At 64.9% G+C, this 26,807-nt stretch carries 28 protein-coding genes; 3 read left to right on the top strand and 25 right to left on the bottom strand.

Features of this window, described 5'->3' with window-relative positions:
- Window positions 1–106: 106 nt before the first annotated feature.
- The 4 genes from BI347_RS09675 to BI347_RS09660 form a co-directional block, all read right to left on the bottom strand.
- Window positions 107–901 (bottom strand): ABC transporter permease, encoded by a 795-nt coding sequence (locus BI347_RS09675; RefSeq protein WP_071114343.1) that lies wholly within the window; start codon window positions 899–901, stop codon window positions 107–109.
- Window positions 894–1,787 (bottom strand): ABC transporter permease, encoded by an 894-nt coding sequence (locus tag BI347_RS09670; protein WP_193431009.1) that lies wholly within the window; start codon window positions 1,785–1,787, stop codon window positions 894–896. Before BI347_RS09670 ends, BI347_RS09675 begins: the two co-directional genes overlap by 8 nt.
- A gap of 3 nt (window positions 1,788–1,790) precedes the next feature.
- Window positions 1,791–2,876, bottom strand: a complete 1,086-nt coding sequence (locus BI347_RS09665) for an ABC transporter ATP-binding protein (protein ID WP_071115783.1) — start codon at window positions 2,874–2,876, stop codon at window positions 1,791–1,793.
- Between the two features lie 517 nt (window positions 2,877–3,393).
- Window positions 3,394–3,984 (bottom strand): OmpW/AlkL family protein, encoded by a 591-nt coding sequence (locus tag BI347_RS09660; RefSeq protein ID WP_071114341.1) that lies wholly within the window; start codon window positions 3,982–3,984, stop codon window positions 3,394–3,396.
- Window positions 3,985–4,129: 145 nt separating this feature from the next.
- Here BI347_RS09660 and ubiD point away from each other — a divergent pair, with 145 nt between their 5' ends.
- Entirely contained in the window at window positions 4,130–5,605 is a 1,476-nt protein-coding gene (gene ubiD, locus BI347_RS09655; protein WP_071115782.1) for a 4-hydroxy-3-polyprenylbenzoate decarboxylase, read from the top strand.
- Window positions 5,606–5,658: 53 nt separating this feature from the next.
- On the opposite strand, the gene BI347_RS09650 is transcribed toward ubiD, so the two are convergent.
- The 3 genes from BI347_RS09650 to BI347_RS09640 form a co-directional block, all read right to left on the bottom strand.
- A complete protein-coding gene (locus BI347_RS09650; RefSeq protein WP_158020760.1) occupies window positions 5,659–6,225 on the bottom strand; it encodes a HutD/Ves family protein in 567 nt (188 codons plus the stop codon).
- A 75-nt stretch (window positions 6,226–6,300) separates the two neighbouring features.
- A complete protein-coding gene (locus BI347_RS09645; RefSeq protein WP_071114338.1) occupies window positions 6,301–6,603 on the bottom strand; it encodes a hypothetical protein in 303 nt (100 codons plus the stop codon).
- Window positions 6,600–8,309, bottom strand: a complete 1,710-nt coding sequence (locus tag BI347_RS09640; RefSeq protein WP_158020759.1) for a M30 family metallopeptidase — start codon at window positions 8,307–8,309, stop codon at window positions 6,600–6,602. The genes BI347_RS09645 and BI347_RS09640 overlap by 4 nt, the downstream gene beginning before the upstream one ends.
- 218 nt (window positions 8,310–8,527) lie before the next feature.
- Here BI347_RS09640 and BI347_RS09635 point away from each other — a divergent pair, with 218 nt between their 5' ends.
- On the top strand, window positions 8,528–8,887 hold the full coding sequence (locus BI347_RS09635; protein ID WP_071114336.1) for a 50S ribosome-binding protein YggL: 360 nt from the start codon (window positions 8,528–8,530) through the stop codon (window positions 8,885–8,887).
- Window positions 8,888–8,995: 108 nt separating this feature from the next.
- On the opposite strand, the gene BI347_RS09630 is transcribed toward BI347_RS09635, so the two are convergent.
- The 6 genes from BI347_RS09630 to BI347_RS09605 form a co-directional block, all read right to left on the bottom strand.
- Window positions 8,996–9,595 carry a YdcF family protein gene (locus BI347_RS09630; protein ID WP_071114335.1) on the bottom strand — a complete coding sequence of 200 codons (600 nt, stop codon included), beginning with the start codon at window positions 9,593–9,595 and terminating at the stop codon, window positions 8,996–8,998.
- 93 nt (window positions 9,596–9,688) lie between these two features.
- A complete protein-coding gene (locus tag BI347_RS09625) occupies window positions 9,689–9,928 on the bottom strand; it encodes a DUF2164 domain-containing protein (RefSeq protein ID WP_071114334.1) in 240 nt (79 codons plus the stop codon).
- Between the two features lie 232 nt (window positions 9,929–10,160).
- Complete coding sequence (locus BI347_RS09620; RefSeq protein WP_204378026.1) at window positions 10,161–11,066, bottom strand: hypothetical protein; 906 nt, start codon at window positions 11,064–11,066, stop codon at window positions 10,161–10,163.
- Window positions 11,067–11,286: 220 nt separating this feature from the next.
- Window positions 11,287–11,649 carry a hypothetical protein gene (locus BI347_RS09615; protein WP_071114333.1) on the bottom strand — a complete coding sequence of 121 codons (363 nt, stop codon included), beginning with the start codon at window positions 11,647–11,649 and terminating at the stop codon, window positions 11,287–11,289.
- A gap of 137 nt (window positions 11,650–11,786) precedes the next feature.
- On the bottom strand, window positions 11,787–13,190 hold the full coding sequence (aspA, locus tag BI347_RS09610; protein ID WP_071115780.1) for an aspartate ammonia-lyase: 1,404 nt from the start codon (window positions 13,188–13,190) through the stop codon (window positions 11,787–11,789).
- Between the two features lie 134 nt (window positions 13,191–13,324).
- On the bottom strand, window positions 13,325–14,233 hold the full coding sequence (locus BI347_RS09605) for a LysR substrate-binding domain-containing protein (protein ID WP_071115779.1): 909 nt from the start codon (window positions 14,231–14,233) through the stop codon (window positions 13,325–13,327).
- 176 nt (window positions 14,234–14,409) lie between these two features.
- Between BI347_RS09605 and BI347_RS09600 the strand changes: the two genes are divergently transcribed.
- Window positions 14,410–14,973, top strand: a complete 564-nt coding sequence (locus tag BI347_RS09600; RefSeq protein ID WP_071115778.1) for a hypothetical protein — start codon at window positions 14,410–14,412, stop codon at window positions 14,971–14,973.
- 33 nt (window positions 14,974–15,006) lie between these two features.
- Here BI347_RS09600 and BI347_RS09595 read toward each other — a convergent pair whose 3' ends face one another.
- The 12 genes from BI347_RS09595 to BI347_RS09540 form a co-directional block, all read right to left on the bottom strand.
- Window positions 15,007–16,887: a polysaccharide biosynthesis protein gene (locus BI347_RS09595; protein ID WP_071115777.1), complete on the bottom strand. Its 1,881-nt coding sequence runs from the start codon at window positions 16,885–16,887 to the stop codon at window positions 15,007–15,009.
- Window position 16,888: 1 nt separating this feature from the next.
- The gene (locus BI347_RS09590; protein ID WP_071115776.1) at window positions 16,889–17,359 is read right to left on the bottom strand and encodes a GNAT family N-acetyltransferase; all 471 of its coding nucleotides are present in this window, start codon (window positions 17,357–17,359) and stop codon (window positions 16,889–16,891) included.
- A complete protein-coding gene (locus BI347_RS09585) occupies window positions 17,356–18,024 on the bottom strand; it encodes a sugar transferase (RefSeq protein WP_083338784.1) in 669 nt (222 codons plus the stop codon). The genes BI347_RS09590 and BI347_RS09585 overlap by 4 nt, the downstream gene beginning before the upstream one ends.
- A complete protein-coding gene (locus BI347_RS09580; protein ID WP_071115775.1) occupies window positions 18,021–19,184 on the bottom strand; it encodes a DegT/DnrJ/EryC1/StrS family aminotransferase in 1,164 nt (387 codons plus the stop codon). The genes BI347_RS09585 and BI347_RS09580 overlap by 4 nt, the downstream gene beginning before the upstream one ends.
- Window positions 19,185–19,368: 184 nt before the next feature.
- Window positions 19,369–20,601, bottom strand: coding sequence for a glycosyltransferase family 4 protein (locus BI347_RS09575; protein ID WP_071115774.1), 1,233 nt, complete (start codon window positions 20,599–20,601; stop codon window positions 19,369–19,371).
- A 1-nt stretch (window position 20,602) separates the two neighbouring features.
- Window positions 20,603–21,031, bottom strand: coding sequence for a hypothetical protein (locus tag BI347_RS09570; protein WP_071115773.1), 429 nt, complete (start codon window positions 21,029–21,031; stop codon window positions 20,603–20,605).
- The gene (locus BI347_RS09565) at window positions 21,028–22,137 is read right to left on the bottom strand and encodes a glycosyltransferase family 4 protein (protein WP_071115772.1); all 1,110 of its coding nucleotides are present in this window, start codon (window positions 22,135–22,137) and stop codon (window positions 21,028–21,030) included. Before BI347_RS09565 ends, BI347_RS09570 begins: the two co-directional genes overlap by 4 nt.
- Before the next feature lie 3 nt (window positions 22,138–22,140).
- On the bottom strand, window positions 22,141–23,223 hold the full coding sequence (locus tag BI347_RS09560; RefSeq protein WP_071115771.1) for a glycosyltransferase family 4 protein: 1,083 nt from the start codon (window positions 23,221–23,223) through the stop codon (window positions 22,141–22,143).
- On the bottom strand, window positions 23,216–23,797 hold the full coding sequence (locus tag BI347_RS09555) for an acyltransferase (RefSeq protein ID WP_071114322.1): 582 nt from the start codon (window positions 23,795–23,797) through the stop codon (window positions 23,216–23,218). The genes BI347_RS09560 and BI347_RS09555 overlap by 8 nt, the downstream gene beginning before the upstream one ends.
- Window positions 23,794–25,065, bottom strand: coding sequence for a lipopolysaccharide biosynthesis protein (locus BI347_RS09550; protein WP_071114321.1), 1,272 nt, complete (start codon window positions 25,063–25,065; stop codon window positions 23,794–23,796). Before BI347_RS09550 ends, BI347_RS09555 begins: the two co-directional genes overlap by 4 nt.
- Window positions 25,066–25,070: 5 nt before the next feature.
- Window positions 25,071–26,168: a DegT/DnrJ/EryC1/StrS family aminotransferase gene (locus tag BI347_RS09545; RefSeq protein ID WP_071114320.1), complete on the bottom strand. Its 1,098-nt coding sequence runs from the start codon at window positions 26,166–26,168 to the stop codon at window positions 25,071–25,073.
- 58 nt (window positions 26,169–26,226) lie between these two features.
- The gene (locus tag BI347_RS09540) at window positions 26,227–26,793 is read right to left on the bottom strand and encodes an acyltransferase (protein WP_071114319.1); all 567 of its coding nucleotides are present in this window, start codon (window positions 26,791–26,793) and stop codon (window positions 26,227–26,229) included.
- Window positions 26,794–26,807: the final 14 nt, after the last annotated feature.

Below are 26,807 nucleotides of genomic sequence, written 5' to 3'. Positions count from 1 at the left end.
ATGGTGGTACTACGGGAGAAACCGGGCAGCGCCCCCTCAGGACTGCCCGGGCCAAGCGACTGCGGACATCCTAGCCGCCGCAAGGCGGCAGCCAGCCGCGGATGTGTCAACCATTGGCGCGCAGCGCGCTGGGCGATACCCTGGACGCGATGACGATCAAGGCCAGCGTCAGCAGCATCAACAAGCTGGACACCGCGTTCACTTCCGGCGTGACAGCTATCTTGATCATCGAGTAGATCTCTAGCGGCAGCATGCTGGCGCCGGCGCCGGCGGTGAAGAAGGTGATCACGAAGTCGTCGATCGACAGCGTGAACGCCATCAGTGCGCCGGCGATGATGCCGGGCTTGATCACCGGCAGCGTGATCAGGCGGAAGGCCTGGAACGGCGTGGCGCCCAGATCGCGCGCAGCTTCCACCAGGCTGTCGTCCATGCCTTGCATCCGCGCCCGCACCACGATGGCGACGAAGCCGATACAGAAGGCGATATGCGACAGCAGGATGGTAACGAAGCCCAGCTCCAGAATGCCGATCAGCTGATTGACGATGACGAAGAAGATCACCAGCGACACCCCCATCAGCAGCTCCGGAATGGCGATGGGCGTCAGCACCAGGAAGGGCAGCAGCCTGAGCTTGTACTTGTGCAGCGCGATGCCGGCCAGCGTGCCCAGGATGGTGGCGAAGAAGCTGGCGACGATGCCGATCAGCAGCGAGTTGCCGGCCGCGGTCAGCATCTTCTCGTTGTGGAACAGCTTGTCGTACCACTTGAGGGTGAAGCCCACCCACTCGGCGTTGAGGCGCGAATCGTTGAACGAGTACAGCACCACGATCACCAGCGGCAGGTACAGGAACAGATAGGTCAGGCCGGCCGAAGCCCACAGCCACTTCGATTGTTTCTTAGCCACGCGCCTTCCCCTTTCTCGCTACCACAGCCCCCAGAACGGCGATCAGCAATACGCCGCCGGTCAGCATGATGGACAGCACCGAGCCGAATGGCCAGTCGCGGGTATCCAGGATCTGCTGCTTGATCAGATTGCCTATCATGATGGATTCGGTGCCGCCCAGGATGTCCGGAATGGCGAACATGCCCAGCGCCGGGATGAACACCAGCGCCGAGCCGGCGAACACGCCTGGCAGGCTCAGCGGCCAAGTCACGCGCCAGAAACGCTGCCAGGCATTGGCGCCGAGGTCCTGCGCGGCGTCCAGCAGCGCCATGTCGTGCTTTTCCAGATTGGCGTACAGCGGCAGCACCATGAAGGGCAGATGCACGTATACCAGGCCGACGATCACCGCGAACGAGGTGAACAACAGCCGCACCGGCTCGAAGCCCAGCGTGGTCAGCGCCAGATTCAGCGCCTTGGTGAACGCCGACTGCGGACCCAGGATGATCATCCAGGCGTAAATGCGGATCAGGAAGTTGGACCAGAACGGCAGGATCACCAGCAGCAGCAGCAGGTCGCGGTACTTCTTGCCGGAGCGGGCGATCAGCCAGGCCAGCGGGTAAGCCATCAGCAGGCAGACCACCGTGGTGGTCAGCGCGTAGCCGGCCGACTTGATGAACAGCTCGATGTACAGCGGCTCCTCCACCAGGCGGTGGAAGTTGTCCAGCGTCAGTTGCCAGACGCGCTGGCCGTCCTCGATGGTGAACAGCGGCGCCAGGCCGCCGTAGTCGCCGGGCTGGCGAAACGCCGCCACCAGCATGATCAGCGACGGGATCAGGAAGAACAATACCAGGTACAGCAAGGGGGGCCAGGACAGCGCCCACTTGCCGAAACGATCACGGATGGCCATCGCTTACTCCGTCAGGAAGCTGCCGGCGTCGAAGCGCCAGGCGATTTCGACGCTGTCGCCATCGTCGAAGAATTTTGCGACGCCGGGAATGTTGTTTGCCTGCATCGCCTCGATACGCACGCCGTCGGCCACTTCCACCACATAGAGGGTGACGTCGCCAAGATACAGGCAATCGTGCACGCGGCCCTTCAGGTGGGCTTCGTCGTCCTGGGCCGCCAGCGACTTGTCCAGCCTCACCTTCTCCGGACGCAGCGCCAGCCAGCCTTGCTGACCCGGCTTGGCGCCGGCCACCGCCAGGCACCTCACCTCGCCGCAACCCTTGATGTCCAGCGTCATGGCGTCGCCGTCCAGCGATTTGACGGTGGCTTCCAGCACATTGCACTGGCCGAGGAAGTCGGCGACAAAACGGTTTTTCGGATAGCTGTACAACTGCTCCGGCGCGTCCAGTTGCTCGACCTGGCCGTGGCTCATCACCGCGATGCGATGGCTGAGGGCCAGCGCCTCGCCCTGGTCGTGGGTGACGTAGACGAAGGTGATGCCCACTTCCTTCTGCAGATTGATCAGCTCGATCTGCATCTCCTCGCGCAGCTTGGCGTCCAGCGCCGACAGCGGTTCGTCCAGCAGCAGCAGCCGCGGCCGGTCCACCAGCGCGCGGGCGATGGCCACGCGCTGGCGCTGGCCGCCGGACATTTCATGCGGGTAGCGGCTGCCGAACGGGGTCAGGCGCACGTCGGCCAGCAACTGATCCACCTGGGCCTCGATCTTGCGCTTGTCCCATTTGGCCATCTTCAGCGGGAAGGCGATGTTCTCGCGCACCGTAATGTGCGGGAACAACGCATAGCTTTGGAACACCGTGTGAACCGGGCGCTTCTCCGGCGCAACCTGGGACATGTCCTGGCCGTCCAGCAGGATCTGCCCGGCATCCGGCTGCTCGAAACCGGCCAGCATGCGCAGCAAGGTGGTCTTGCCGCAGCCCGAAGGGCCCAGCAGCGTGAAGAACTCGCCCGCCTCGACCGACAGGCTGACATCGTTGACCGCCGTGTAGTCGCCGAAGCGTTTGACCACGTTTTTGATTTCAAGGAGAGCCATGGATCTTCCCCACCACGAAAAAGGGCGCCAGTTTAACAAAAAATCAATTTTCGGGGCCGCTGAAATCCCTTGTAAATTCAATAACTCAGCGCATTTTTCCGCCTATCCTCGCCAACATGGCAAGCCATCCGGATAAGTTGCTCTTTTCAATGAAAAAAACTCTCCCCGGCATGCGCCGGCGCCGCGAAAAATATCTGGACTGTCATTATTGTAAATGATGTATTTTGACAACAAGATTGTCTAAGCCCGCCGCGCGGGCCAGCAAATCTTCGTCCCCGCCGCCGGCTGGCGCCAATCCATGACGCGATATCGGCGCTTTGCGCAGGCGGCAACCCGCGCGCCGTGTCTGATCGACACCCGCCGCGATGGAAAATTCACGCCGTCAATCATTATGACGCCATCAACCGCCGCGGTCATGGCCCTGAACATGCCCAAGCCATCAGATGGATGGATATAGGCTATCCGGCAAAAGAAAAAGGGCGCCGCAAGGCGCCCTTTTTCACACAGGCGGTACCGCTCAGAACTTGGTGCCGACGCCGACGCCGAACACCCACGGGTCGATGTGCAGCGTACCCAGCTTGGCGCCGCCGGCGCTGACGTCGGTCTGCACCCACAGCTTCTTGACGTCGAAGTTGACGAACCAGTTCTTGTTGATGGCGATGTCCGCGCCCGCCTGCAGCGCCGGACCGAAGCTGTTCTTCTTGACCGTGATCGCGCCGTTGCCCAGCCCGTCGTTATAGAAGCGGGTGTAGTTGACGCCGGCGCCGACATACGGACGGAAAGTGGCTTCCGGCGCGAAGTGGTACTGCACCGTCACGGTCGGCGGCAGCACCGACACCTTGCCGATGTCCGCGCCGTTGGCCGTGATCTTGTGGCGCGAGGTGCCCAGGATCAGCTCGGTGCCGATGTTGTTGGTGATCATATAGGTGAAGTCCAACTCCAGCGCGGGAGAGGACTTGGCATCCACATTCAGGCCAGGAGCCGAACTGCTCCAGCTGGCCGAAGGATCGACGTCGATCACGCGGAAACGGGCGAGGATGTCGCCCTGGGCGGCGAACGCGCCGGCGGAAAGCATGCCTATCATGGCGGCGAGAGCGAGCTTCTTCATTTTCTGTTCTCCAATGGGGCTAAAAATACTGGCCGCGCGGCCGGCCAGCGTTGACAGCGATCCCTGCCGGCAGTAGCGTGCGACGTTCGAAGGCAGATTATCCAAGCCCCCCACTCCACACTTTGCGCCAGATCATGAAAAAGTCATGAAATATGCCGATCTACGGGAATTCATCGCCCAACTTGAACAAAAACAGCTGCTGAAGCGGATCAGCGCGCCGGTGTCCCCGCATTTGGAAATGACGGAAATCGGCGACCGCGTGCTGAAGGCGGGCGGCCCCGCGCTGCTGTTCGAACAACCGCGCCATCGGAACCGGAGCTACGACTTCCCGGTGCTGGCCAACCTGTTCGGCACGCCGGAGCGCGTGGCGCTGGGCATGGGCGCTAGCGACGTGATGCAGCTCAGGGAAATCGGCCAGACGCTGGCCTATCTGAAGGAACCGGAACCGCCTAAAGGCCTGAAGGACGCCTGGGACAAGCTGCCGCTCATCAAGCAGGTGCTGTCGATGGCGCCTAAGGAAGTAAAAAAGGCGCCGTGCCAGCAGATCGTCTGCGAAGGCGACGCCGTCGACCTGGAAAAGCTGCCGATCCAGCATTGCTGGCCGGGCGATGTCGCCCCGCTGATCACCTGGGGCCTCACCGTCACCCGCGGCCCCAACAAGAAACGGCAGAACCTGGGCATCTACCGCCAGCAGGTGATAGGCCGCAACCGCGTGATCATGCGCTGGCTGGCGCACCGCGGCGGCGCGCTGGACTACCGCGAGTTCTGCCAGCAGCACCCGGGCCAGCCTTATCCGGTGGCGGTGGTGCTGGGCTGCGACCCGGCCACCATACTCGGCGCGGTGACGCCGGTGCCGGACACGCTGTCGGAATACCAGTTCGCCGGCCTGTTGCGCGGCAGCCGTACCGAGCTGACCAAATGCATCGGCTCGGACCTGCAAGTGCCGGCGCGCGCCGAAATCGTGCTGGAAGGCCACATCCATCCGGACGACACCGCGCTGGAGGGCCCCTATGGCGACCACACCGGCTACTACAATGAGCAGGACCGCTTCCCGGTGCTGACGATAGACCGCATCACCATGCGCGAGAACGCGATTTACCACAGCACCTACACCGGCAAGCCGCCGGACGAGCCGGCCATCCTGGGCGTGGCGCTGAACGAGGTGTTCGTGCCCATCCTGCAAAAGCAGTTCCCGGAGATCGTCGACTTCTATCTGCCGCCGGAAGGCTGCAGCTACCGGATGGCGGTGATCAGCATCAAGAAGCAGTACCCGGGCCACGCGAAAAGGGTGATGATGGGCTGCTGGAGCTTCCTGCGCCAATTCATGTACACCAAGTTCATCGTGGTGGTGGACGACGACGTCGACTGCCGCGACTGGAAGGAAGTGATCTGGGCGATCACCACCCGGATGGACCCGGTGCGCGACACCACGCTGATAGACCACACCCCCATCGACTACCTGGATTTCGCCAGCCCGATCTCTGGCCTGGGCGGCAAAATGGGACTGGACGCCACCAACAAGCTGCCGGGCGAGACCAGCCGCGAATGGGGCACGCCGATCGTGATGGACAACACCACCCGCCAGCGCGTGGACGCCATCTGGAGCGAACTGGGGCTGTAAGCGCCGCGCTCCCAATCGGAAAGCCAACCGCGCGGTTGGCTTTTTTCATGGCCTCAAGCCAGGCGGCTCACCCGCGCCAGCCAGGCGACGCCGTCGGTTTGCGCCTGCAGCGCCAGCGCCTCCCCCTCCGCCGCCAGCAGGCAAGCCGGCGGCAGCAGCCGGCCGTCGCAGCGCCACTCGCCCCGCTGCAGATACAGCAGGGTCATATCGGCCACCGGCACGCTCAGGTCCTGCCCTGCCGACAAGCTCAAGCGGCTGAGCTCACCGCGTCCCCAGTCGCGCGCCAGCATCAGGTTGCAGTCGCGCAACGCGCCGCCCAGCAGACGACACTGGACGGCGGCCTCGCCGCCAAAGGACGCTATCTGGCCAGGCGCGTCCAGACGCAGCGAGCCGCCATCGTCCAGGCTCAGCTCCATGCCGTCTCCCTCCAGCAAACCCAATAGGCGGTCCACCCCGGGGAAGTGGGAAAACGGGCCTCCCTGCGCCACATCGGCGATGGACAGCCGCACGGCGAAGGCGTCCGCCCGCGCGGGATGCGCCAGCCGGAACAGTTCGCAAGTCTGGCCGCCGCCGTTGGCCCAGGGCATGGAACGGAAATCATCCGCGCTGAACAATCGCATGGTGTCGGTCTCCCAAACGTAAAAGGCCCAGCCGGCATGATGCCGGATGGGCCCGTCGGCCGCCATCGCCGCGCCTCAAGGCAAGACTTCCACCTGGCGCAGAATGACCTCGCGGCCGTAAGCCGGACTGCTGGCCTCGCCGGCCACACGGTAGCGGATGCGCTGCCCGGTCTGCGGCCGCAATTGCCGCAGGCGGGCGCGGTCCACCCCCTGGCCATCGCCGGCCGGCCGGATGGTCAGCACCTCGCCGCCGCGCGCTATCCCCAGCCGCAGCAACGGCTGGGCGCCGACCGCCACCAGCGTGCCCTGCTCCCATGGCGCGGTGGCCATCGCCATCAGCCAGGGCAGCAGGCACCACAGCGGCCAGCGTCGGCTCATGGCTTCACCAGCAACAGATGGCTATTGGCCGGCACGGTGATCTGCGCGCTACCGCGCCTCACCGCCAGCGCCTGGCGATAGGTTTCCGCACCGGTGTCGCCGGACCAGTTGACCTCCCGCGCCTGGAAGGCGATTGCCGGCAATTGCAGAGTTTTACCCTGCGGGAAGTACTGGTTGGCCGGCAGCTGCAGAGTTTTGGCCGGGAAGCCGTAGCCAGGCACCGCCGAACCGCCTTCGGCCAATGCCAGCGTGGTGGTCAGCCGCAGCAGCAGGCTACTGTAATTGCCGCCGCCCACCGCGCGCAGGCCGTCGTCCAGCGCCTGCTCGCCCCGGCTGGCGCCGGTCACCCATGGTTTCATCACGCCGGCGCCGAACTGGTGCAGCATCTGCATGCCCAGCGTCAATGCTTTCGGATAGCAGGTGTAATCGCCCGCCGCCACGCTCCAGCCTTTCAGATTGCACGCAGGTTGCCGCAGCAGAGACTCGAAATCTCCACCCGGACGCAAGTCGGGATGCGAGTTGGCGTCGCGGCCGCGGCCGCCGGTGAAGGTGTCGGCCGACACCAGATAGCCCATGGTCTGCGCCGCCAACTCGTTCTCCCATACCGTGGGCGAATCCGAGCCCGGCTGCTGCCGCAGAATCTTGTTGTAGGAATACAGCACGTGCAGATACTCATGCGCCAGCGTGGACAGCGCCAGACTGGGACCATTGTCCTTCATCGACCAGTTGCCCGGGCTGTCCGCCTTGACGAAAGTGTCCAGGTCGACGAAAGTCGCCAGCGCCTGGTTGCTGTTGCCTATGATCTTCTCGCAGTCGGCGTCGCCGCCGCACACCGCCGGCGCCGCCGTGGCTAGCAGCGCGTTGGTCCAGCGCACATAGCCCAACAGACGGCTGCCGCCAACTTGGGCCGGATCGTTCAGCCGGCTGAGCACCAGATGAACATCCTTGGTGCTGCCCGGCAGCGCCAGCGCGCGCCAGTCCGGGTGGATGTCGTTGCCCCACGGCTCGCTGACCACGCTGGCCTCCAGCGGATAAACGCTGTTGGCGAAACGCTCGGCCAGCGCGTCGGCCTGGGCGTTGCTGGCGCTGACGTTGAGCCCCTGCTGCGCCCAGACGTACACCTTGCCGCCGTTGGGCAAGTCGCGCGCCGCCTGCAGCGTGGTGACGCTGTCGGCGTCCATGTCATGCCATAGCCGCGAGTCGCCCAAGGCGTAGTTTTGCTGTTGCAAAGCATTCTGCGCGCCGCTCAACTTGGCCGACTGCCGCAACAGCTGACGCTGCATGGCGCCGCTACGGCTGTGCTGCGCCACCGCGCGCAACACCAGTTGACTTTCCGCCTCCAGCCTGTCCTGCCGCGCCACGTCGCCGCCGCGCAAACCGCCCGCCCCGCGCCTGGCCTGCGTCGAAGTATCGCCGCTGCTGATGCGGGCGACCTCGGCATTCCAGCCTCCGGCCGCCAGTCCGGTCAAGGTGATGGTTTGCGCCTGGCCGCTGGCGTTGCTGTACTGGTAAACCGAGCCGGAAGCGGCGCCGGCCGCGCTGGCCGGCAACTGGCAGCGCGCGCCGCTGCAGGCGATCAGCGCCACCTCCTTGCCGGAAGGCTGCGCAAGTTTGCTGCTGGCGGCCTGCGCGCCGGCGGCTGCATTGCCATCCGGGCCGCTTGTCCCGCCGCCGCCGCAGGCGCTCAGCAATGAAGCTAATATCACGGAAACTGCTATTGGTTTTTTATTGGCATGCATCTCTTTGTCGCTATCGTTATGGTTTTGATGGGTATTGCTCGTTCGATACTAGCCACACCATTTATGACATAACAATCACAACTGTTACCATTTAAGAACAATAGAGAATAAGTCGCCCAGACCGCCACCACCTGACCACACCGCAAACCTGCTATCATCGCCACGTCTTTGAATAAGGAATCATCATGGCTTTTCTGCGCAACCCCAATTCCGCCCAACGTCTGAAACGCCTCAACGCCCGTCAGCGCAAGAAAATGCGCGTCGGCGAATTCCGCGAGTTGGGCTTCCACCTGATCGCCAATCTGCACGAAGGCGTGGACGCCGATGATCTGCTGGACGGCTGGCTGACCCGCGTGGATGAAGCCGGCATCAGCTTCGGCGGCCATTTCGACGGCAAGAACAAGCTGGAAGGCGTGGCCTTCCCGGTGAACGAGCTCAAGATCAGCGAAGCGCTGCGCGGCGAGCTGGTGGCCTGGCTCGAAGCCCGCAGCGAGGTTCAATCGCTGGAAGCCGGCGAGCTGATCGATCTGTGGCACGCCGCCTGAACATCGCGCAGCAATGAACAAAGCCGCCAATTGGCGGCTTTTTCTTTTGGCAATGGGCCAGCTACTTATCCACAGCAATCTAAAAATCGCTGGGTTATCCACACTCCCTCAAGACAACTGGCGAAAAACCCGGTAACCCAGATACAGCCAGGTTTCACGCGCCAGGAAGCGCGACCAGCTGGACAGGGTGCGGAAGCGGCTGGACTGGGTGGGTGCCGGATAGGCGCTCAGCCCCAGATCGCCGGCCATCAGCACCGCGCGGCGCATGTGCAGGGGGTCGCTGACCAGCAGATAGGAACGGATGCCAAACTGGCGGCCCAGGTCGCGGGCGTTGGACAGGTTCTGCCAGGTGGTGCGCGACTCGGTCTCGGCCAGCATCGCGGTCATCGGCACGCCCTGGCGGGCGGCGAATTCCCGCCCGACGTCGGCCTCGGACGGATAGCCGGGCTGCGGCGTGCCGCCGGTGAACACGATCCAGCGCACCTTGCCGCCCTGATACAGTTTGACCGCGTGGTTGATGCGCTCGCGGAACACCGGCGACGGCTTGTTGCCCCAGGCCGCCGCGCCCAGCACCAGCGCGGCATCGGCGCCGTTCTGCTCGCCGCCGCTGCCGTAGTCGACGATGGTCCAGGCGATGTAGGCGAAGCCGAGCACCACCAGCAGCACCGCCAGCAAGAAGCCTTTTATCATCAAACGCAAGTAGAGCATCGGCACAGCAGCATAAAGGGGAAGGATGCACGATTGTAACCGCAATTGCCGGCGGCCGGCAGCTTGCGCTTGTCCGGCCGAATGGTCCGGGGCCTACTTCTCCAGCTCCCAGATCGCCGCCTGCAATGTCTCCAGCCTGGCCGCCAGCGCGGTCTGCGCATCCTGCAGCGCCTTGTTGTAGATATCGCGCCCCATCTTGTCGGCAAGGAAGTCCAGCAAGAAACGGGCATCGAAACTGCCGATCTCCAGGCCAAGCTGGTCCGATAGATAGCCTTGCAGTTGCGGCGCCAATTGTTGCATTTGCTGCTCGCTCAGAAGAAATTGGGTCGCCATTGTCGCATCCGGATCAAAATGGCGATTATCGCATGGCTCGCGGGCCAACACGCGAGCATGGCCGCCGGCTCGCGCTTCCCTCCGAAGGCGCGGATAGCGCTCCGGACTCGCGCTCCAGGCTCGGTCCCTGTTCCTCGTCGCCCCCTCAGCCCCAGGGGAACAGCGGCCTGAACAAGGCCAGGCGGCTGAACGCCTAAGGCGCCAGCGCGCCGGCCTCCCTGCGGCAAGAGGTCTAGCAGTTGCCATGAATGGGAAGGCACACCCATCCCAAGTTTACGGTTTCGCTCACCTTGATCGAGAACGACAGCGCCGGCGACGAAAGCGCGATCGTCACCGCATCGGCGGTAACATTCGATACCGGCGGCCTGCCCAAGCCTATGTATTTTTTCAGCGCGATCGGACTTCCCAGCTGAATGCTCAACTGACTGTTGCCCAGCAGATAGGCGAGATTGTTCTGCAGATATTGTCCCAGCGGAAACGAGCCGCCCCCCGGCAGCGCCACCACCTTGCCCGGCGGCACCAGACGACTCAGTCCATTGAGCATGTTCTGATCGGTGCCGTACAACAGCGCGTCCTTCGCTTTGGCCATCTGAACCTGCACATTGCTCAGCAGTAGGTCATTGATCTTGTCCTGGGCCTTGCCGATCAGCACGTCGCCCACTCCCGGCAGAATCCAGCTCAAATTGGAATCGCAGTCGGTAGAGGAACTGGTCGTCGCCGTCATGCCGGTCTTGCCGTCCTGCATTGCGCCGCTGGCCGTGCCATACTGGGCGGTGATGACGATGTTGCTCAGCGTCAGCGTATTGGTGCAGCTGTAGTGGATCACGCCCCATTTGCTGCCGGAATACTGGCTGCGCACCTGATAACCGAGTCCGGATACCGTCATGCGGGCCACGCCGCTGGCATCCGGGGTGATTGTCAGCTGCGCATTGCCGCTGATCGTCCCGCTCTGGAAGCTGGCGCCGTTCCTCGCCACCAGTTGCGACACCGGCCCGTTCAAAGCCTGCTGCAAATCGGAGGGCAGGCTCTGCATTTGATTCGCCACCTGCTGCAACGGCCCCATCGCCGAAGCGTCTTCGCCATAGCTCAGCGTGCCGCCGCCATAGTTGACCGTCGCCAGATATTGGTCTGCAAGCACTTTCGCCGCCCAGTCCGCCTGCGCACCACTAGTCACAAGCAGTCCCGCTAGAAAAATCGCCCTGCGCATCATAGGAATACCCTTTCCATTTAAATGGAAATATCCAAATTGGATATTTCCACGCATTCTATATCATGAGCATTAAATGGAAAGGGCTATCGCCATCGCCAGCAAACCCGCTGCGAAAACGCGGCCACGCCGGCTTGAACACCAGCCGCGGTTACAGCCGCGACCATTCCCGTCCCAACTGCAACAGGCCTTGTTGCAGCGCCTGCCGGCTGCGATGCAGGCAGTTTTGCCATTCCTCGCGCGCGCAGCCGCATTGCGGCAGATTCAGGCAGGCATGCTCCAGCCATGCGAAACGCGGCTGGCAGCCGTCATAGCACAGCGCGATGCCATCGGCGCAGCCACGCCTGGCCAGCCGCGCCAGCTTGTCCGGCAAGGGCGCCGGGCTCAGGCAGACCCTGGCGCCGTGGAACAGGCTGGAACGCCAGTACTGCTGCTGGCAGCGCCAGCCGTCCAGCAGGCAGGACAGGGTGCGGGCGGGGAATTCGATACTCCACCACAGGAGAAGACTCATCATGCGCTCCTTTTATTGTGCGGTGCACAATAAATGTTATACCTGTTGCCGGACGCAATCGCCAGCGGCTTGTGACGCAACATAAAAAAACCGGCGCCACAGGCGCCGGAAATCACGAGTCAAACAAGGATGGAAAAAGGTTACAGCGTCACCCAGCGCGGCTGGGTCAGCATTTCCGGCTGCAGGATGTCGTCCAGCTGCTCGCGGGTCAGCAAGCCGTGGGCCAGCACCACCTCGGCCACGCTGCTGCCGTTGGCGTGAGCCTCGGCGGCGACACGGGTGGCAGCCTCGTAGCCAATCACCGGGTTGAGCGCGGTCACCAGGCCGATGGAGTTTTCCACGCTCAGGCGCAGGCGCTCGCGGTTGGCGGTGATGCCCTTGACGCAATGCTCGGCCAGGGTGTCGCAAGCGTTGGCCAAGTGGCCGGCGCTGCGGAACAGGCTATAGGCGATGACGGGCTCGAAGGCGTTCAGCTGCAGCTGGCCGGCCTCGGCCGCCATGGTGATGGTAACGTCATTGCCGATCACCTCGTACGCCACCTGGCTCACCACCTCCGGAATCACCGGATTCACCTTGCCCGGCATGATGGACGAGCCGGCCTGGCGCGCCGGCAGATTGATTTCGCCGAAGCCGGCGCGCGGGCCGGACGACAACAGCCGCAGGTCGTTGCAAGTCTTGGACAGCTTGACCGCCACCCGCTTCAACACGCCGGACAGCTGAACGAAGGCGCCGCAGTCCTGGGTGGCTTCGATCAGATTGGGCGCGGTGATCAGCTTGTGGCCGGTCAGCTCGGACAGGTGCAGGCATACCAGGCGGGCATAGTCCGGATGCGAGGTGATGCCGGTGCCGATGGCGGTAGCGCCCAGGTTGATCTCCAGCATCAGCGCGCTGGCTTCCTTCAGGCGCTGCTCGTCCTCGCCCAGCATCACCGCGTAGGTCTGGAATTCCTGGCCCAGCGTCATCGGCACCGCGTCCTGCAGCTGGGTGCGGCCCATCTTCAGGATGTCCTTGAACTCGTCGGCCTTGGCGGCGAAGGCGCCGCGCAGCGCTTCCATCCGCGATACCAGCTTGTGCACGCCCCAGAAGGCGGCCAGGCGCAGCGCGGTGGGATAGACGTCGTTGGTGCTCTGGCACAGGTTGACGTGCTCGTTCGGGTGCAGATATTGGTACTCGCCCTTGGTGTGGCCCAGCAGCTCCAGCGCGCGGTTGGCGATCACCTCGTTGGCGTTCATATTGGTGGAGGTGCCGGCGCCGCCCTGGATCACATCGACCACGAATTCTTCATGCAGCTTGCCATCGCGGATCTCCTCGCAGGCGTCGACGATGGCCTGCGCCAGTTTCGGATCGAGAATGCCCAGATCGCGGTTGGCCTGGGCGGCGGCCTGCTTGATGCAGGCCAGCGCGCGGATCAGGTCGCCGTAGCTGGCGATGGTCTGGCCGGTGATCGGGAAATTCTCGATGGCGCGCAGGGTGTGCACGCCCCAGTAGGCGGCGGCCGGCACTTCGCGGTTGCCCAAGAGATCGTGTTCGGTGCGGGTGGTCATGCGGCATGTCTCCGTATAGGCCGTCGTCGGACGGCGGATGAGCCCGCACTGTATGCCTGAGCCGTCTGGCTGGCCAATTCCGAATGGCGATGGGGTCATGCAGGAAATGCATAACCTTGGCAAAGCCTACCGGCTCACACCGGCGGATAACGCGCCGACAGGTAGTCCCACAGCGCTTCCAGCTCGGGCCGGGCGCGGCGGCGGTCGCAATACAGCTGGATCTCCATCCGCACGCTCCACTCGTCGCCGCCGGCCGGCAGCAGCAGGCCGGACTGGCACTCAGCCGCCACCGAGCTTTCCGGCAGAAAAGCCACGCCATGGCCGGCCAGCGCCATCTGCTTCAAGCCTTCCGCCATATCGGTTTCGTAGCGCAGCGACAGGTGCGCCGGCTGCGGCCCTCCCACCAGGATCAAATCGCTCATCAGCCGGAAATAGGCGTTGCTGGCGTAGCCCAAGAAGGGCAGCGGCGCCTCCGCGCGGCCGGGCAGCGCGAAGCGCGGCGCGCCGTCCCGCGCCGCGGAATACGGCCGCAGCCGCTCCACGCCCAGACGCAAGCCGCCGTAACGGGCGTCGTGCAGCTCCACCGGCTGCTTGGGATGGTGGTAGCACATCAGGAGGTCGCTGCCGCCTTCGACGAAGGCCAGCAGCGCGTCGTGGACATTGCTGGCCTGCAGCCGGCAGGACAGCGGGCCGAAGTCCTGCTCCACCGCTATCAGCCATTTGGGGAAATAGGAAAACGACAGCGTGTGCGGCACTGCGAACTCCAGCGTGCCCTGCGGCAGCGGCTGAAGGCCGCGCAGCATGGTGCGGGTGGTGTTGAGCTGGGCCAGCAGCGGCACCGCCTGCTCCTGCAACAGCTTGCCGGCGGCGGTAAGGCGGGTGGGGTAGGTGGTGCGGTCTATCAGGTCGGCCCCCAGCCAGCTTTCCAGCGCGCGGATGCGGCGCGAGAACGCCGGCTGCGTCAGATGGCGCAATTCGGCGGAACGGGTGAAGCTGCCGGTGTCGGCCAGCACCAGAAAATCTTCCAGCCAGCGGGTTTCCATAGCCTGTATGCCTCCTTGCAAGACTTGCGATAGTACACCGCGGCGGCGGCAACAGGATTCGCCCGCACTTTCCGCCATTCAGGCGGTCCATCAAGCAGCGGCGCCGGATCAAGCCTATCCGGCCCGATGCAAACCGTTACAGCTTTGACATACGAGATGCCCTGCCCTACTTTCCCATGATGACCATCGCGCTTCCGCTCAATCGCCGTCCCATCCTCCTTCCCGGACGAGTCCCTGCCATTGCCGCCAGCCTGCTGCTGCACCTGCTGGCCCTGGTCGGACTGAACGCCCTGCAACAGGAGGCGATGCCGCCAGCCTTGCCGCTGCTGGTCAATATCAGGCCCATCGCCTTGCCCAGCCGGGGGGATTTCCCGGCCGGCAGACCGGCGCCGCCGGCTCAGGCCGCGGCAAGCACCCGTGCCTCCCGTCAGCCTGCGCGCAAGCCCGCCCCATCGCCAAGTCGCCGGCGCCAGGCCAGCGCGGACAAACGCCATGACAAGGCGGAAGCCAGCACGCCCCGCGTCACCATCGAGGGCTTGCGCCAGCAAATTCGCCGCCTGGAGCCGGAAAATCCCAACGCCAAGCCGCTGCAAGCCGATGCGGAAAAAGCGCGGCTGGCGCGCAATATCGACCAGGCGCAGCGCAAAGACTGCAAAAACGCCTACTCCGCCTTGGGCCTGCTGGCGGCGCCCTTCCTGCTGCGGGACGCGCTGGACAAGGACAACGGCTGCAAGTGGTAGCTTGCAGCCGTTGAGGAGCCGAGCAAGGGAGTTTCAGCTCTGCAGCGTCACCCAGTCCTGCGTCGCCTCTCCGGCGCGGAACTCGTGCACCGCCTCCTGCATCAGCGCGAAGGCCGCCGGCGCGTCCAGCCGCTGGCAGGCCTCGCGCAGCCGCTGCAGCAGGGAGGCCATCTCCTCGGCGCTCAGGTGGTATTCCTGCGCGCGCATGATGCGGGCGTGGTCGGTGGCCAGCACGTTGTCGCCGATCAGCAGCTCTTCGTACAGCTTCTCGCCAGGACGCAGGCCGGTGATGCGGATTGCGATGTCGCCGCGCTCGTGATGCTCGTCCTTCACCTCCAGGCCGGACAGATGCACCATGCGCCGCGCCAGATCGATGATCCGCACCGGTTCGCCCATATCCAGCACGAACACGTCGCCGCCGTCGCCCATTGCGCCGGCCTGGATCACCAGTTGCGCCGCTTCGGGTATGGTCATGAAGTAGCGGGTGATGTCGGCGTGGGTCAGCGTGATGGGGCCGCCGGCCTTGATCTGGCGGCGGAACAGCGGCACCACCGAGCCGGAGCTGCCCAGCACGTTGCCGAAGCGCACCATCACAAAGCGGGTGCGGCTGCCACGGGCGTGGCGGGTTTGCAGCGTCAGCTCGGCCAGCCGCTTGGTGGCGCCCATCACATTGGTGGGACGCACCGCCTTGTCGGTGGAGATCAGCACGAAGGTGTCGACGCCGCAGTCCTCGGCGGCGCGGGCGGTGGTATCCGTGCCGAAGGCGTTGTTGACGATGCCGGCCACCGGATTGTGCTCCACCATCGGCACGTGCTTGTAAGCGGCGGCGTGGTACACCGTCTCCACCTTGAACGCGCGCATCACCTGGCTCAGCCTGTCGTAATCGATCACCGAACCCAGGATGGGCGTGCGCGGGATCGCCGGCGCCAGCTGCGCCAGCTCCTGGTCTATCGCGTACAGCGCGAATTCCGACAGCTCGAACAGCACGATGCGCGCCGGCTGGTTGCGGGCGATCTGGCGCACCAGTTCGGAGCCGATGGAGCCGCCGGCGCCGGTGACCATCACCACCCGGCCCTTGATGTTGCGCGCCAGCAACTCGGCCTTCGGCGGCACCGGATCGCGGCCCAGCAGGTCCTCGATCTCCACTTCCTTCAATTCCTCCACCCGCGCCTCGCCGGACACCAGGTCGGCCATGCCGGGCAGGCGCTTGATCGGCACCCGCAAGCGCTCCAGCGACTCCAGGATTTCGCGCTGGCGGCCGCGGCTGACCGACGGCATCGCCAGCAGGATGCATTTGGCGGCGGTGTCCTTGATCAGCTTAGGCAACTCCTCCGGCGCGTGCACCGCCACGCCGCGGAAAGTGCGGCGCCGCAACTCGGGGTTGTCGTCGACGAAGGCCATCGGCCGGTATTCGCGGCCGGCCTGCAGGGCCAGCATCAGCTGCACCCCGGCGCGGCCGGCGCCGTAGATGATCACATGCTCGCGCGGCGCGTCCACCACGTCGATGCGTCGCACCAGGCCGCGCAGCAGGAAGCGGCTGCCGCCGATATAGGCCATCGCGAACACCCAGAAGATGATGATCGCGGCGCGCGGCATGGTCCAGATGGCGAACATCTGGATCACGCCCTGCAGCACCAGCACCGACAAGGTCACCCCCAAAAACACGGTGACGATGATCTTGTCGTCCAGATACTTCAGCACCGCGCGGTACAGGCCCAACTTGATGAAGATGGGTATCGCCCACAGGGGCGGCACCATGAAGATCCACAGGTGCGGGTTGAGCTTGGGGTCCCAGTAGCCGCCCAGACGCAGAAACACCGCGCACCACAAGGCCAGCGGCAGCAGCAGCGCATCCATCAGCGCCAACAGCGCCATCTTGTTGTGTCTGGAGAAGGAAAGCAGTTTTTCAAACATGTTATTGATTCCCCGCCGGCACGCGTACCCACTGGTACAGCGCGTCCGGACAGCATTCCTCGTTATCCCGGCCATCGCCCAGGCTCAGCAATGTGAAACCATGCGCTTCATAAAAACGGCGCGCACCCGGATTGGCTTGAAACACATGCAGGCGGCAGACATCCGCCCCCTGCCGCAACACATGGTCCAACAACGCGCCGCCGACGCCGCGCCCTTGCAGTCCGGGGCGGATGTAGAGCTGATCCAGCCACAGCGCGCCATCCTGCATCGAACAGGCGGCAAAACCGGCGATCGCGCCGTCCCGCTCCGCCAGCCATGCCCCGCCGGCCGGCAGCAGCGCCTCGGCAAACCATTGCCGCACCGCCTGGTCGCTGTGCACCAACGGCGCGTAGGGCATGTCGCGGCGGCAAGCGAGATAAATCTCCGCCAGCGCTTCGGCATCCTCCCGGGTGGCCGGTCTCAGAGTGGTCATCGGGTCACGATCTTCATCAAGGTGGCGGCGATGATGCGGATGTCGCCAAGCAGGCTGTGGGTTTCGGCGTAACGCACGCAATAGCCCAGCTTTTGCGGCAGGATTTCGTCGATATAGGCGCGCTCCGGATCGGCGGCGCGGCCCAGTATCTCGTTTTCATCGATCATCTTGATCGATGCCCAGTCGGTGATGCCGGGGCGCACCGACAACACGATCTCTCTCACATCTGCCGGATAGTGCGCCACGTATTTGGGCACCTCCGGCCGCGGCCCCACCAGGCTCATGTCGCCGAACAGCACGTCCAAGAGCTGCGGCAGCTCGTCCAGCTTGGTCTTGCGCAGGATGCGGCCGGCGCCGGTGACGCGGCTGTCGGCTCCCACCGTCAGCTGGCCCAGCTGCTCGGTATTCACCTGCATGGTGCGGAACTTGTGGATGCGGAAAAGCGTGCCGTTCCGGCCCACCCGCACCTGGCGGAAGAACACCGGTCCGGGCGAGTCCAGCTTCACCCACAGCGCCACCAGCAGCAAGGGCAAGGCCAGCGCCAGCAGGCCGCAGGCCGAAGCCGCCAGGTCGAACAGCCGCTTCGCCAGGCGCGAGCCATGGCGCGGCGGCCGGCAGCAGGGCGGCAGCAGCTGGCCGCCCTGGTTTGAGCCCAGCTGGCTCATGCGCCCAGGATTCCGCGCACGGCGGCGATGACGCGGGTCTGGTCTTCGTCCGTCATCCGGGTGTACAGCGGCAGCGTCACTTCGGCCTCGAAAGCGGCATCAGCCACCGGGAACTGTTCCCGGGTCAGCTGGTAGCCGTCGCGCCATACCGGCTGGCGGTGCAGCGGAATGAAGTGCACCGAGCAGCCGATTCCCTTCTCCGCCATTTGGGCGATGAAGTCGTCGCGGCTGATTCCGGCCTCCGGCTTGATCCGCACCGGGTACAAGTGCCAGGCGTGGTTGCTGCCCTGGTCCTTGGCGCGCGCCGGCAGGATCAGCGGCAGGTCGGCCAGTTCGCGGTCGAAACGCTGGGCCATGGCTTCGCGTTTTTCATAGAAGCCGCGGATCTTCTTCAGCTGATGGATGCCCATCGCCGCGGCAGTGTCCGGCATATTGTACTTGTAGCCCGGGGCCACCACTTCGTAGAACCAGGCCGGAGTCTTGGACACGTAGCGGTCGAAGGCGTCGCGGCTGATGCCGTGCAGGCGCATCACCTTGCATCTGGCGATGATGTCCTTGTTCTTCGACACCACCATGCCGCCTTCGCCGGTGGTCATGGTCTTGTTGGCGTAGAAGCTGAACACCGTCACGTCGGAATCCAGCGTGCCGACCAGCTTGCCCTTGTAATAGGTGGGCATGGCGTGGGCGGCGTCTTCGACGATCTTCAGCCCGTGCTCGCGGGCGATGGCGATGATTTCGTCCATCTCGCAGGCCAGACCGGCGAAGTGAACCGGGATAATGGCTTTGGTCTTGTCAGTGATTGCCGCGCGGATGGCGGCCGGGCGGATGTTGAACGTCGCCGCGTCCACGTCCACGCACACCGGGTGCGCGCCCAAGTAGCGCACCACTTCGGCGGTGGCGGTGAAGGTGTAGGACGGCACGATCACCTCGTCGCCCTCCTTCACGCCTATGGCTTCCAGCGCCAGGTGCAGGCCGGCGGTGGCGGAATTCACCGCGATCGCCTCGACGCCGTCGCCGATGAACTGCGCGAAGTCGGCCTCGAACTGCTTGGTCTTGGGACCGGTGGTGACCCAGCCGGAACGCAGCGCGTCGACCACTTCGTTGATCTCTTCCTCGCCGATGTCCGGCAAGGCGAACGGCAGGAATTTTTGTTCGCTCATTTCTCAGTCCTTCGTCTTAGCGCGGCCGCTATGGCCGCCGTCCATGTTCGTCGCCGCGCGCGATCACGCGCACGGCTCGCAAAATCTTTTGCCCATCCCGCAGGGCGGAAGCCCCACCGGAGCGCTCCGCCTCAACTTCATCCATAACGACAATGGCGGAACGCCCGCACAGCGGGCTTCCGCCCTACGACAGCCTCACCGCCGCCAGAAAACGCCGCGCCAGCACCGCGTAATCGTGGTTGGCCAGCACATAGGCCTTGCCGGCCGCGCCCATCCGTTCGCGCTCGGCCAGCGGCAAAACCGCCATGCGCCGCGCCGCGTCGGCGATGGCGGACGGATCTTCCGCGCCGACGCTGATGCCGGCGCCGGCGTCCCTGACCATGTCGTTGCCGGCTTCCACCGAGTGGATCACCGGCTTGCCGGCCATCATGTAGTCGAACAGTTTGTTCGGATTGATGCCGAAACGGTAGATGGGGAGCTTGCGCCAGCCGATGAACAGCGCGTCGCACTCGGCCAGGAAATTGGGCACGCTGCGCTTGGAGATGGACGGCAAGAACAGCACATTATCCAGTTTCAGCTCAGCGGCGCGGGCCGCCAGCGCCGCCTTGTCCGGGCCATCGCCCACCAGAGCGAAGCTGATCGGCGTGCCTTGCAGCTGCGCGGCGGCCTCCAGCAGGAAATCCAGCGCGTTGGCCAGGCCGTGGCCGCCGGCATAGCCGACGACGAAGCGGCCCTGCGCTTTCAGTTCAGCCAGCCGCATCCTGTGCTCGGCCGGCAATGCCAGCGTATCTCCCTGCCACTCGCCCACGTCCACGCCGTTGGGAACCACCGCGTATTTTTCGGCGGCCATGCCGTGCGCCATCATGTAGTCCTTGGCGCAGGGCAGCATGGACACCACCGTGTCGGCCCGCTTGTAGCCGAAATCTTCCGCCCACTGCAGCAGGCGGATGAAGGGGTGCTTCTTCGACATGCCGCCCACTTCCACCGGCGTCAGCGGCCATAGGTCATGCACTTCGTAGACCAGCCGCGCGCCGGTCTTGCCGGCGATCCACGCCGCCGGGACGGTGTCCAGCGGATAGGTGGACGAGGCGATCACCACGTCCGGCTTCCACTGCTTCAAGTATCGACCGGACAGGCCCATCACCCGGGCCAGGAAACTGAAGATGTTCAGCACCCGGCCGACGCCGTTGCCCTCGTAAGGACGGGTCTTGCACCAGGTGTAGCGGATGCCGTCTATGTCTTCGTCGTGATACTTGCCGGCGAGCTGCGGGTGCAGCTGCCTGAGGTGCGACACGTCCGCCGCCAGCATGTTCACTTGATGGCCGGCCTTCACCCATTCGCGCGCCAGGTAATAGGGGCGGAATTCCATGCCGTGGCGCGGGCTGCCGGCGTAGTGGTTGATATAGAGAATGCGCATATTATTGTTTGTCTTGAGTCTGGTTGGCGCGCTCTAGCTGTCGCCACTGGCTGCTGGCGAACACGCCGCCCATTAAGAGCCAGAACAGCAGCCCTGGCCCCATGGCCAGCGCCGGCTTGCTCTGGGCCACCGACGACATGCCGAATACGAACAGCGTCAGCGGCACGCCTCTGCCCAGCACGCCATAAATCAGAATGAAGCGGACCTGGCCTTGCGCGCGCAGCGCCGGCCAACCGGCGTCGGCCAGTTTCCTGCCCAGCCAGGCTTTGTTCAGCCACAGCGGCAGCAGCAGAAGCGCGGCCAACATCAGATGCGCGGCGATCATCGGCGGCGTGGCGGCAATGCCCGCCATGGAACGATTCAACTGGAACAGCAACAGGGCCGCCGCCAGCACCAGCAGCAAGGGAAACAGCAGCGCTCGCAGCTTCATTTGGCGCCCTCTTCCAGCCGGCGGTACAAACCAACCAGCTTCTCGCCTTCCGCCGCCCAGCTGTACTTGTTCAATACCGCCTGCTTGCCGGACTCGCCCATCGCCCGCATCCGGCCTTCGTCGGCCAGCAGCGCGTTGATGGCGGTGGAAATGGCGGCCACGTCCTGCGGGTCAACCAGCACGCCGCAGCCGGCGTCGTCGACGATCTCGCGCCACACCGGGAAGTCGCTAGCGATCACCGGCATGCCGGCAGCCATGTATTCGAATAGCTTGATCGGCAGCGCGTCGACGTAGTTGGGCGTGGGAAACAAGGTCACCAGGCCTATCTTGCTCCTGGCCAGCACCTCGACCACGCCCTTGCGGTCCAGCATGCCCAGGTCGTTCACCCGCGCCCAGCCGGGCTCGGCGGTCACCTTGGCCTTCAGGTCGCTCTCGCTCCACGGCCCGGCCAGGTTCAGGCGGGTGGACGTGTCCGGCAGCGCGGCGACGATGGGCTCGATGCCGCGGATGCGGCTGATGCCGCCGATGTAGCACACCTCGTTGCGGCGGCTGTCCCACGGCGTGTCGCGCACCAGCTCGGCCAGAATGGGAAAGTTGCACACATCCAGCGCGTTGGCGCCCAGTTTCTCGAAACGCTTGCGGATGTGCGGGGTGGAGGTGACGATGGCGTCGAAGCGGCGCGCCGCCCAGTCTTCCAGCGTCTCGAAGCCGCCGGACACCAAGGGGCGCACCGCGCCCGGTATCCAGTGCTTGGCCAGGATCTGGCGCGGCACGTCCTCGTGCACGTCGTACACCACCTTGATGCCGGCCTGCTTCAAGCGCACGCCGGCGGGAATCAGCTCTGGGTCGTGGAAGTGGACCACGTCCGGCCGCAGCGCCAGCGCCGCCTGGTACACTCGCTTGACGGTGCCGGTCATCCGCGACAGGCGGCCGCCGGTCTTGGGGCCGACGTCGTGGATGCGCACGCCGCCTCGGATTTCCTCGCCCTGGCCGTCGGCGACGATCAGCGTCACATCATGGCCGGCAGCAGCCAGCGTGCAGCACTCCTTGACGAAGATGCGGATGTCGTGGCGCGGGTGGGCGGAAGTCAGGTGGGCTATTTTCATTTTTCAAACCTTGTCTGCGGCCAGCTCGCGGTACAAATCGGCAAAGCCGGCCATATTGGCCTGGTGCAGCGCCTTGGCCGCCACCAGGCCGCGGTTCATCTCGGCGATCCTGGCCAGCGCCGCGTCGTCGGCGGACATGCGCATCGCGCGCAACATTTCGTCGCCCAGCCGGCCCACGTCTTCGGCGATGACGCCGTTGAGGCCGTCTATCACCCATTCGCCGTTGGCCGGCAGATTGGACAGCAAAGGCAGGCAGCCGTGGCCCATCGCCTCCAGCAGGCTGATGCTGGTGGCGTCCGAGCGCGGCACGCTGACGAAGACGCGCGATTCGGCGTACAGCCGCCCCAGAGTTTGACTGTCGACGAAGCCGGCGAATTCCACATTCCGCAGCTTCAAATCGCGCGCCAGCTGCTGCAAGGCCCCGGTCTCGCCGCCGCTGGCGGCGACCACCAGGTTCCAGTCGGCAAAATGGCCGCTTTGCTCCACCCGCTGCCAGGCGCGCAGGATGGCGTCTATCCGATAGAGCGGCTTGTGCAGCCGGCAGGACAGCACCTGCTTCCTCTTGACGGCCGGATTGGACTCCGGCGGCAAGGCGTCTATGCCGTAGTTGAGCAGTCGGATCCGGCAGTCGCCGGCCAACTCCCGGATTTTGGCCGCCATGTACAGCGAATCGGAAGTGACGGCGCCGGCGGCCTTGAGGTTGCCGCGCACCATCGCCCGCATCAGCCGGTTTTGCTGCGGCAGCAACAGCACGTCCGAGCCCCAGGCGGTGAGCAGCATCGGGATGTCGATGCCACGCAGCGCGCGGCGCGCATGCCAGGCCACGCTATTGGCCTGGTGGACATGGACGATGTCCGGCTGCAGCTCGCGGATCCAGCGGCGCAGGCGGCCGGCTGTGGCGAGCGCCTTCAGGCTGAAGTCGACGCGCAGCACGCCCTTCAGATTGGCCGGCCGGCGCTCGGCCGGCGCTTCGTCGTTGCAAGCCAGGTAGATCTCGTCGACATGCGGCGCAATGCCGGCGAGGAAGCGCCAGGTGTGCACCGAGGCCGAGCCCACCACCAGCAGGCGGCGTATCCGTTCAGTCATCGGCCCAGGCCTCGTACAGCGGATGCAGGTCAGGATGCAGCGCCAGCCATTCGGCGTCCATGTCGCGGGTATCGCCCACCACCTTGGCCGGATTGCCGGCCAGGATGGCGAAGTCCGGGTAGTCGCCGGCCGCCACGAAGCTGTAGGCCGACACGATGCTGCCTTTGCCCAGCGCCACCCCGGGCATCAGCACCGAATGCGGGCCGACGAAACTGTAGCGCCCCAGAGCGGTGGGTTTCTTCAGATAGCCGGCGTGGTCGCCGCGGTCCAGGTATTCGCGGCCATAAAGACGGATGGCGACGTGGCTGGAGTGGGTCAGCAAGGACACGTAATTGGTGATCTGGCAGCCCTCGCCAATGAACAGGCCGCCGGAGGCGTCGATCAGGTTGAAGTGGCCGATGTAGACATTGTCCTCCACCATCAGCTTGTCGATATGCTCGACCCGCGTCATGTTGGAGACGCGGGTGCGCTTGAGGAAGACGCCGTCGCCACGGTGAAAACCGTACACCATGCGCGGCCGCACCCATGCCGACAGCCGAAAGCGGATGCGGCTGAAGATTCCATTCCAGTTCATCGTGCCGCCTTGTAGAGCCAGGTGAAATATGCAATGAAATAGCCGGCCATCACTACGGATACCAGCTGAAAAGTGGGCACGGCATCCTGCCAGATGCGGAAACCCAGCCACAACGACCCCAGAAACAGCACCGCCTGCACCAAAGACAACAGGAAGGCGAAGCGCTGGCGGTTGATCACCGGCGGCACCATTCCCAGCGGTGATGCGACAAAATGGAACAGTATGAACAAGGACATCGCCTCGGCGTAGCGGCCGGCTTCCGCCCAGTTGCGGCCGAACACTAGCGTGAACAGCGGCTCGCCGAAGATCTGGATCACCAGGAAGGGAAACATCGCCATGCCGAACAGCGTCAGCATCATCTTGCGCAGGATGGGACGCAGCGGCTTGCCCAGGTTGCGCGCCTCCGCCAGCTCGCGGTAGGCCACTTGCGCCACCGCCTGGCCGATCAGCGCCGCCGGCAGCTTCAACACCCGCATCATCAGGCCGTAATAGCCGACGGCCGAGGTGCTGGCCAGCATCGCCAGCACCACCAGCGTGACCGAATCCAGCATCGCCGTGCTCAACGCATGCGGCGCGTTGATCTTGGGAAACTCGATGTAGGCGATGGCGGCTTCGCGCATGCGCTGGCGGCTGATGTCGCGCCGCCAACCGCAACGGGTTTTCAGATCGGCCCAGGCCTGCGACAGCAGCGAGCCGATCTGCCCCGCCAACTGGCCCAGAATCAGGCCGCCGGCCCCGGCGCCCAGCCAGCCGGCCAGCACCTGGGTGCCGGCCATGCCCAGCGACTGCGTCATGCGGCCGTTGGCGTTGGCCTGGTAGCGGCGGTGGCGATTGTTCCAATTGGTCCAGGCCTGCATCAGGCCGGCCAGCCACACCGACAAGGGCAGCAGCAGCAGCCAGGCCTGCAGCTCCGGCGCGCCCAGGTGGGTGGCGATGTGGGAATGGCCGCCCAGCAGCACTACCAGGCCGATCAGCAGCGCCAGCGCGCTGGCGCACAGCAGCGACAGCCCCATCAGGTTGCTGGCGCGCTTGTCGTCTGCCGGCAGCACGATGGCCATCTCGTAGCGGGCGGTCGCCAGCACCGCCAGCGTCGACATCCACGACACGTAGACGGTCTGGATGCCCACTTCATGCGGATTGTACAGCCGGGTGATCAAGGGCGACGCCAGCAGCGGCACCACCTGGGCCACGGCGGCGCCGGTGACCAGGGTGATGATGTGGCGGATGAAGCCGCTCTTGGGCATGCGCAGGGAGGCCAGCGTCAGCATCCCCCTCAACCCAGAGCCTTCTTCACCGCCGCCACGATCGCATCCTGGGTGGCTTCGTCCAGGAAGGGGTGCATCGGCAGACTCATCACGCGCTTGCCGGCGGCTTCCGCCAGCGGGAAGCAGCCCTCGCCCTGTCCCAGGTGGGCGAAGGCCGGCTGCAGGTGCAGCGGAATCGGGTAATGCACCGCGGTGGGCACGCCCAGCTCCTTCAGCGCCGCCTGCACCGCGTCGCGATTGTCGACTTCGATGGTGTACTGGGCGTAGACGTGGGTATTGCCCGCGCCGATCACCGGCACCCGCGCCACATCTTGCAACAGCTCGCTGTAGCGCGCGCCGATTCGCTCGCGCGCGGCCACTTCGTCGGGAAAGCTGGGCATCTTGGCCAGCAGCACTGCGGCCTGGATGGTGTCCAGGCGGCCGTTGATGCCGATGATCGGGTGGTGGTAGCGGCGGTCCTGGCCGTGGATGCGGATTTCGCGCATCTTCTTCGCCAGCGCGTCGTCGTTGGTAAAGCAGGCGCCGCCGTCGCCGTAGCAGCCCAAGGGCTTGCTCGGGAAGAAGCTGGTGGTGCCGATGGTGGACAGATTGCCGGATTTCTTGCCGTGCTGGCCGGCGCCGAAGCTTTGCGCGCCGTCCTCGATCACCGCGATGCCGTGCTTTTCGGCGATAGCGTTGATGGCGCTGAAATCGGCCGCCTGGCCGTACAGGCTGACCGGCATGATGGCGCGGGTGCGCGGGGTGATCGCCGCTTCCAGCAGCTTAGGGTCCAGGTTGTAGCTGATGGGGTCGATGTCGACGAACACCGGCTTGGCGCCCAACAGCGCGATCATTTCGCCGGTGGCGATGAAGGTGAACGGGGTGGTGATGACTTCGTCGCCGGGGCCGATATCCAGCGCCATCATCGCGATCAACAGCGCCTTGGTGCCATCGCAAACGCCGATGGCGTGCTTGGCGCCGGTATAGGCCGCCAATTGCTGCTCCAGTTCCTTCACTTCCGGCCCCATGATGTACTGGCCATGGTCCAGCACCGCGTGGATGCGGGCATCGATGTCGGCTTTAAGATGCTGGTACTGCGCTTTCAGATCAATAAACTGGATGGACATGGTCTTCTCAATATTCGAATGACGGCGGCCCGGCAAACGCCGCCGCCCGGATTAAAACTCACACCGGCGTGCAGTGGTTGCCGCCGACCTCGTAATGGATGCCGCACGCCGCGCAGGTGTGGGTGCCGATGTCGTTGGGCAGGCGCTCGCCGCAACCGCACATCCAGCCTATGCGCTTGGCCGGCGCGCCCACCATCAGCGCGTAGGCTGGCACGTCGCGCGTCACCACCGCGCCGGCGCCGATGAAGGCGTACTCGCCCACCGTGTGGCCGCAGACCACGGTGGCGTTGGCGCCTATGGTCGCCCCCTTCTTCACCACGGTGCGGCGGTATTCGTTCTTGCGGTTGACGTGGCTGCGCGGATTGTTGACATTGGTGAACACCATCGACGGGCCGCAGAACACGTCGTCCTCCAGCGTCACCGCGTCGTAGATCGACACATTGTTCTGCACCTTGACGTTGTCGCCGATCAGCACGTCGTTGCCGACGAACACGTTCTGGCCGAAGGAGCAGCCCGCGCCGATCCGAGCGCCGCCGCAGATATGCACCCAGTGCCAGACGCGGGTGCCGACGCCGATCTGGGCGCCCGCATCGACGATGGCGGAGCTGTGGACTGTGTATTCCATGGTGCGAAGCCTCT

The sequence above is a fragment of the Chromobacterium sphagni genome (assembly GCF_001855575.1).
GTDB lineage: Bacteria > Pseudomonadota > Gammaproteobacteria > Burkholderiales > Chromobacteriaceae > Chromobacterium > Chromobacterium sphagni.
The sequence above is the reverse complement of the archived record's forward strand: the minus strand, read 5'-3'. Positions and strand labels throughout refer to the sequence as shown.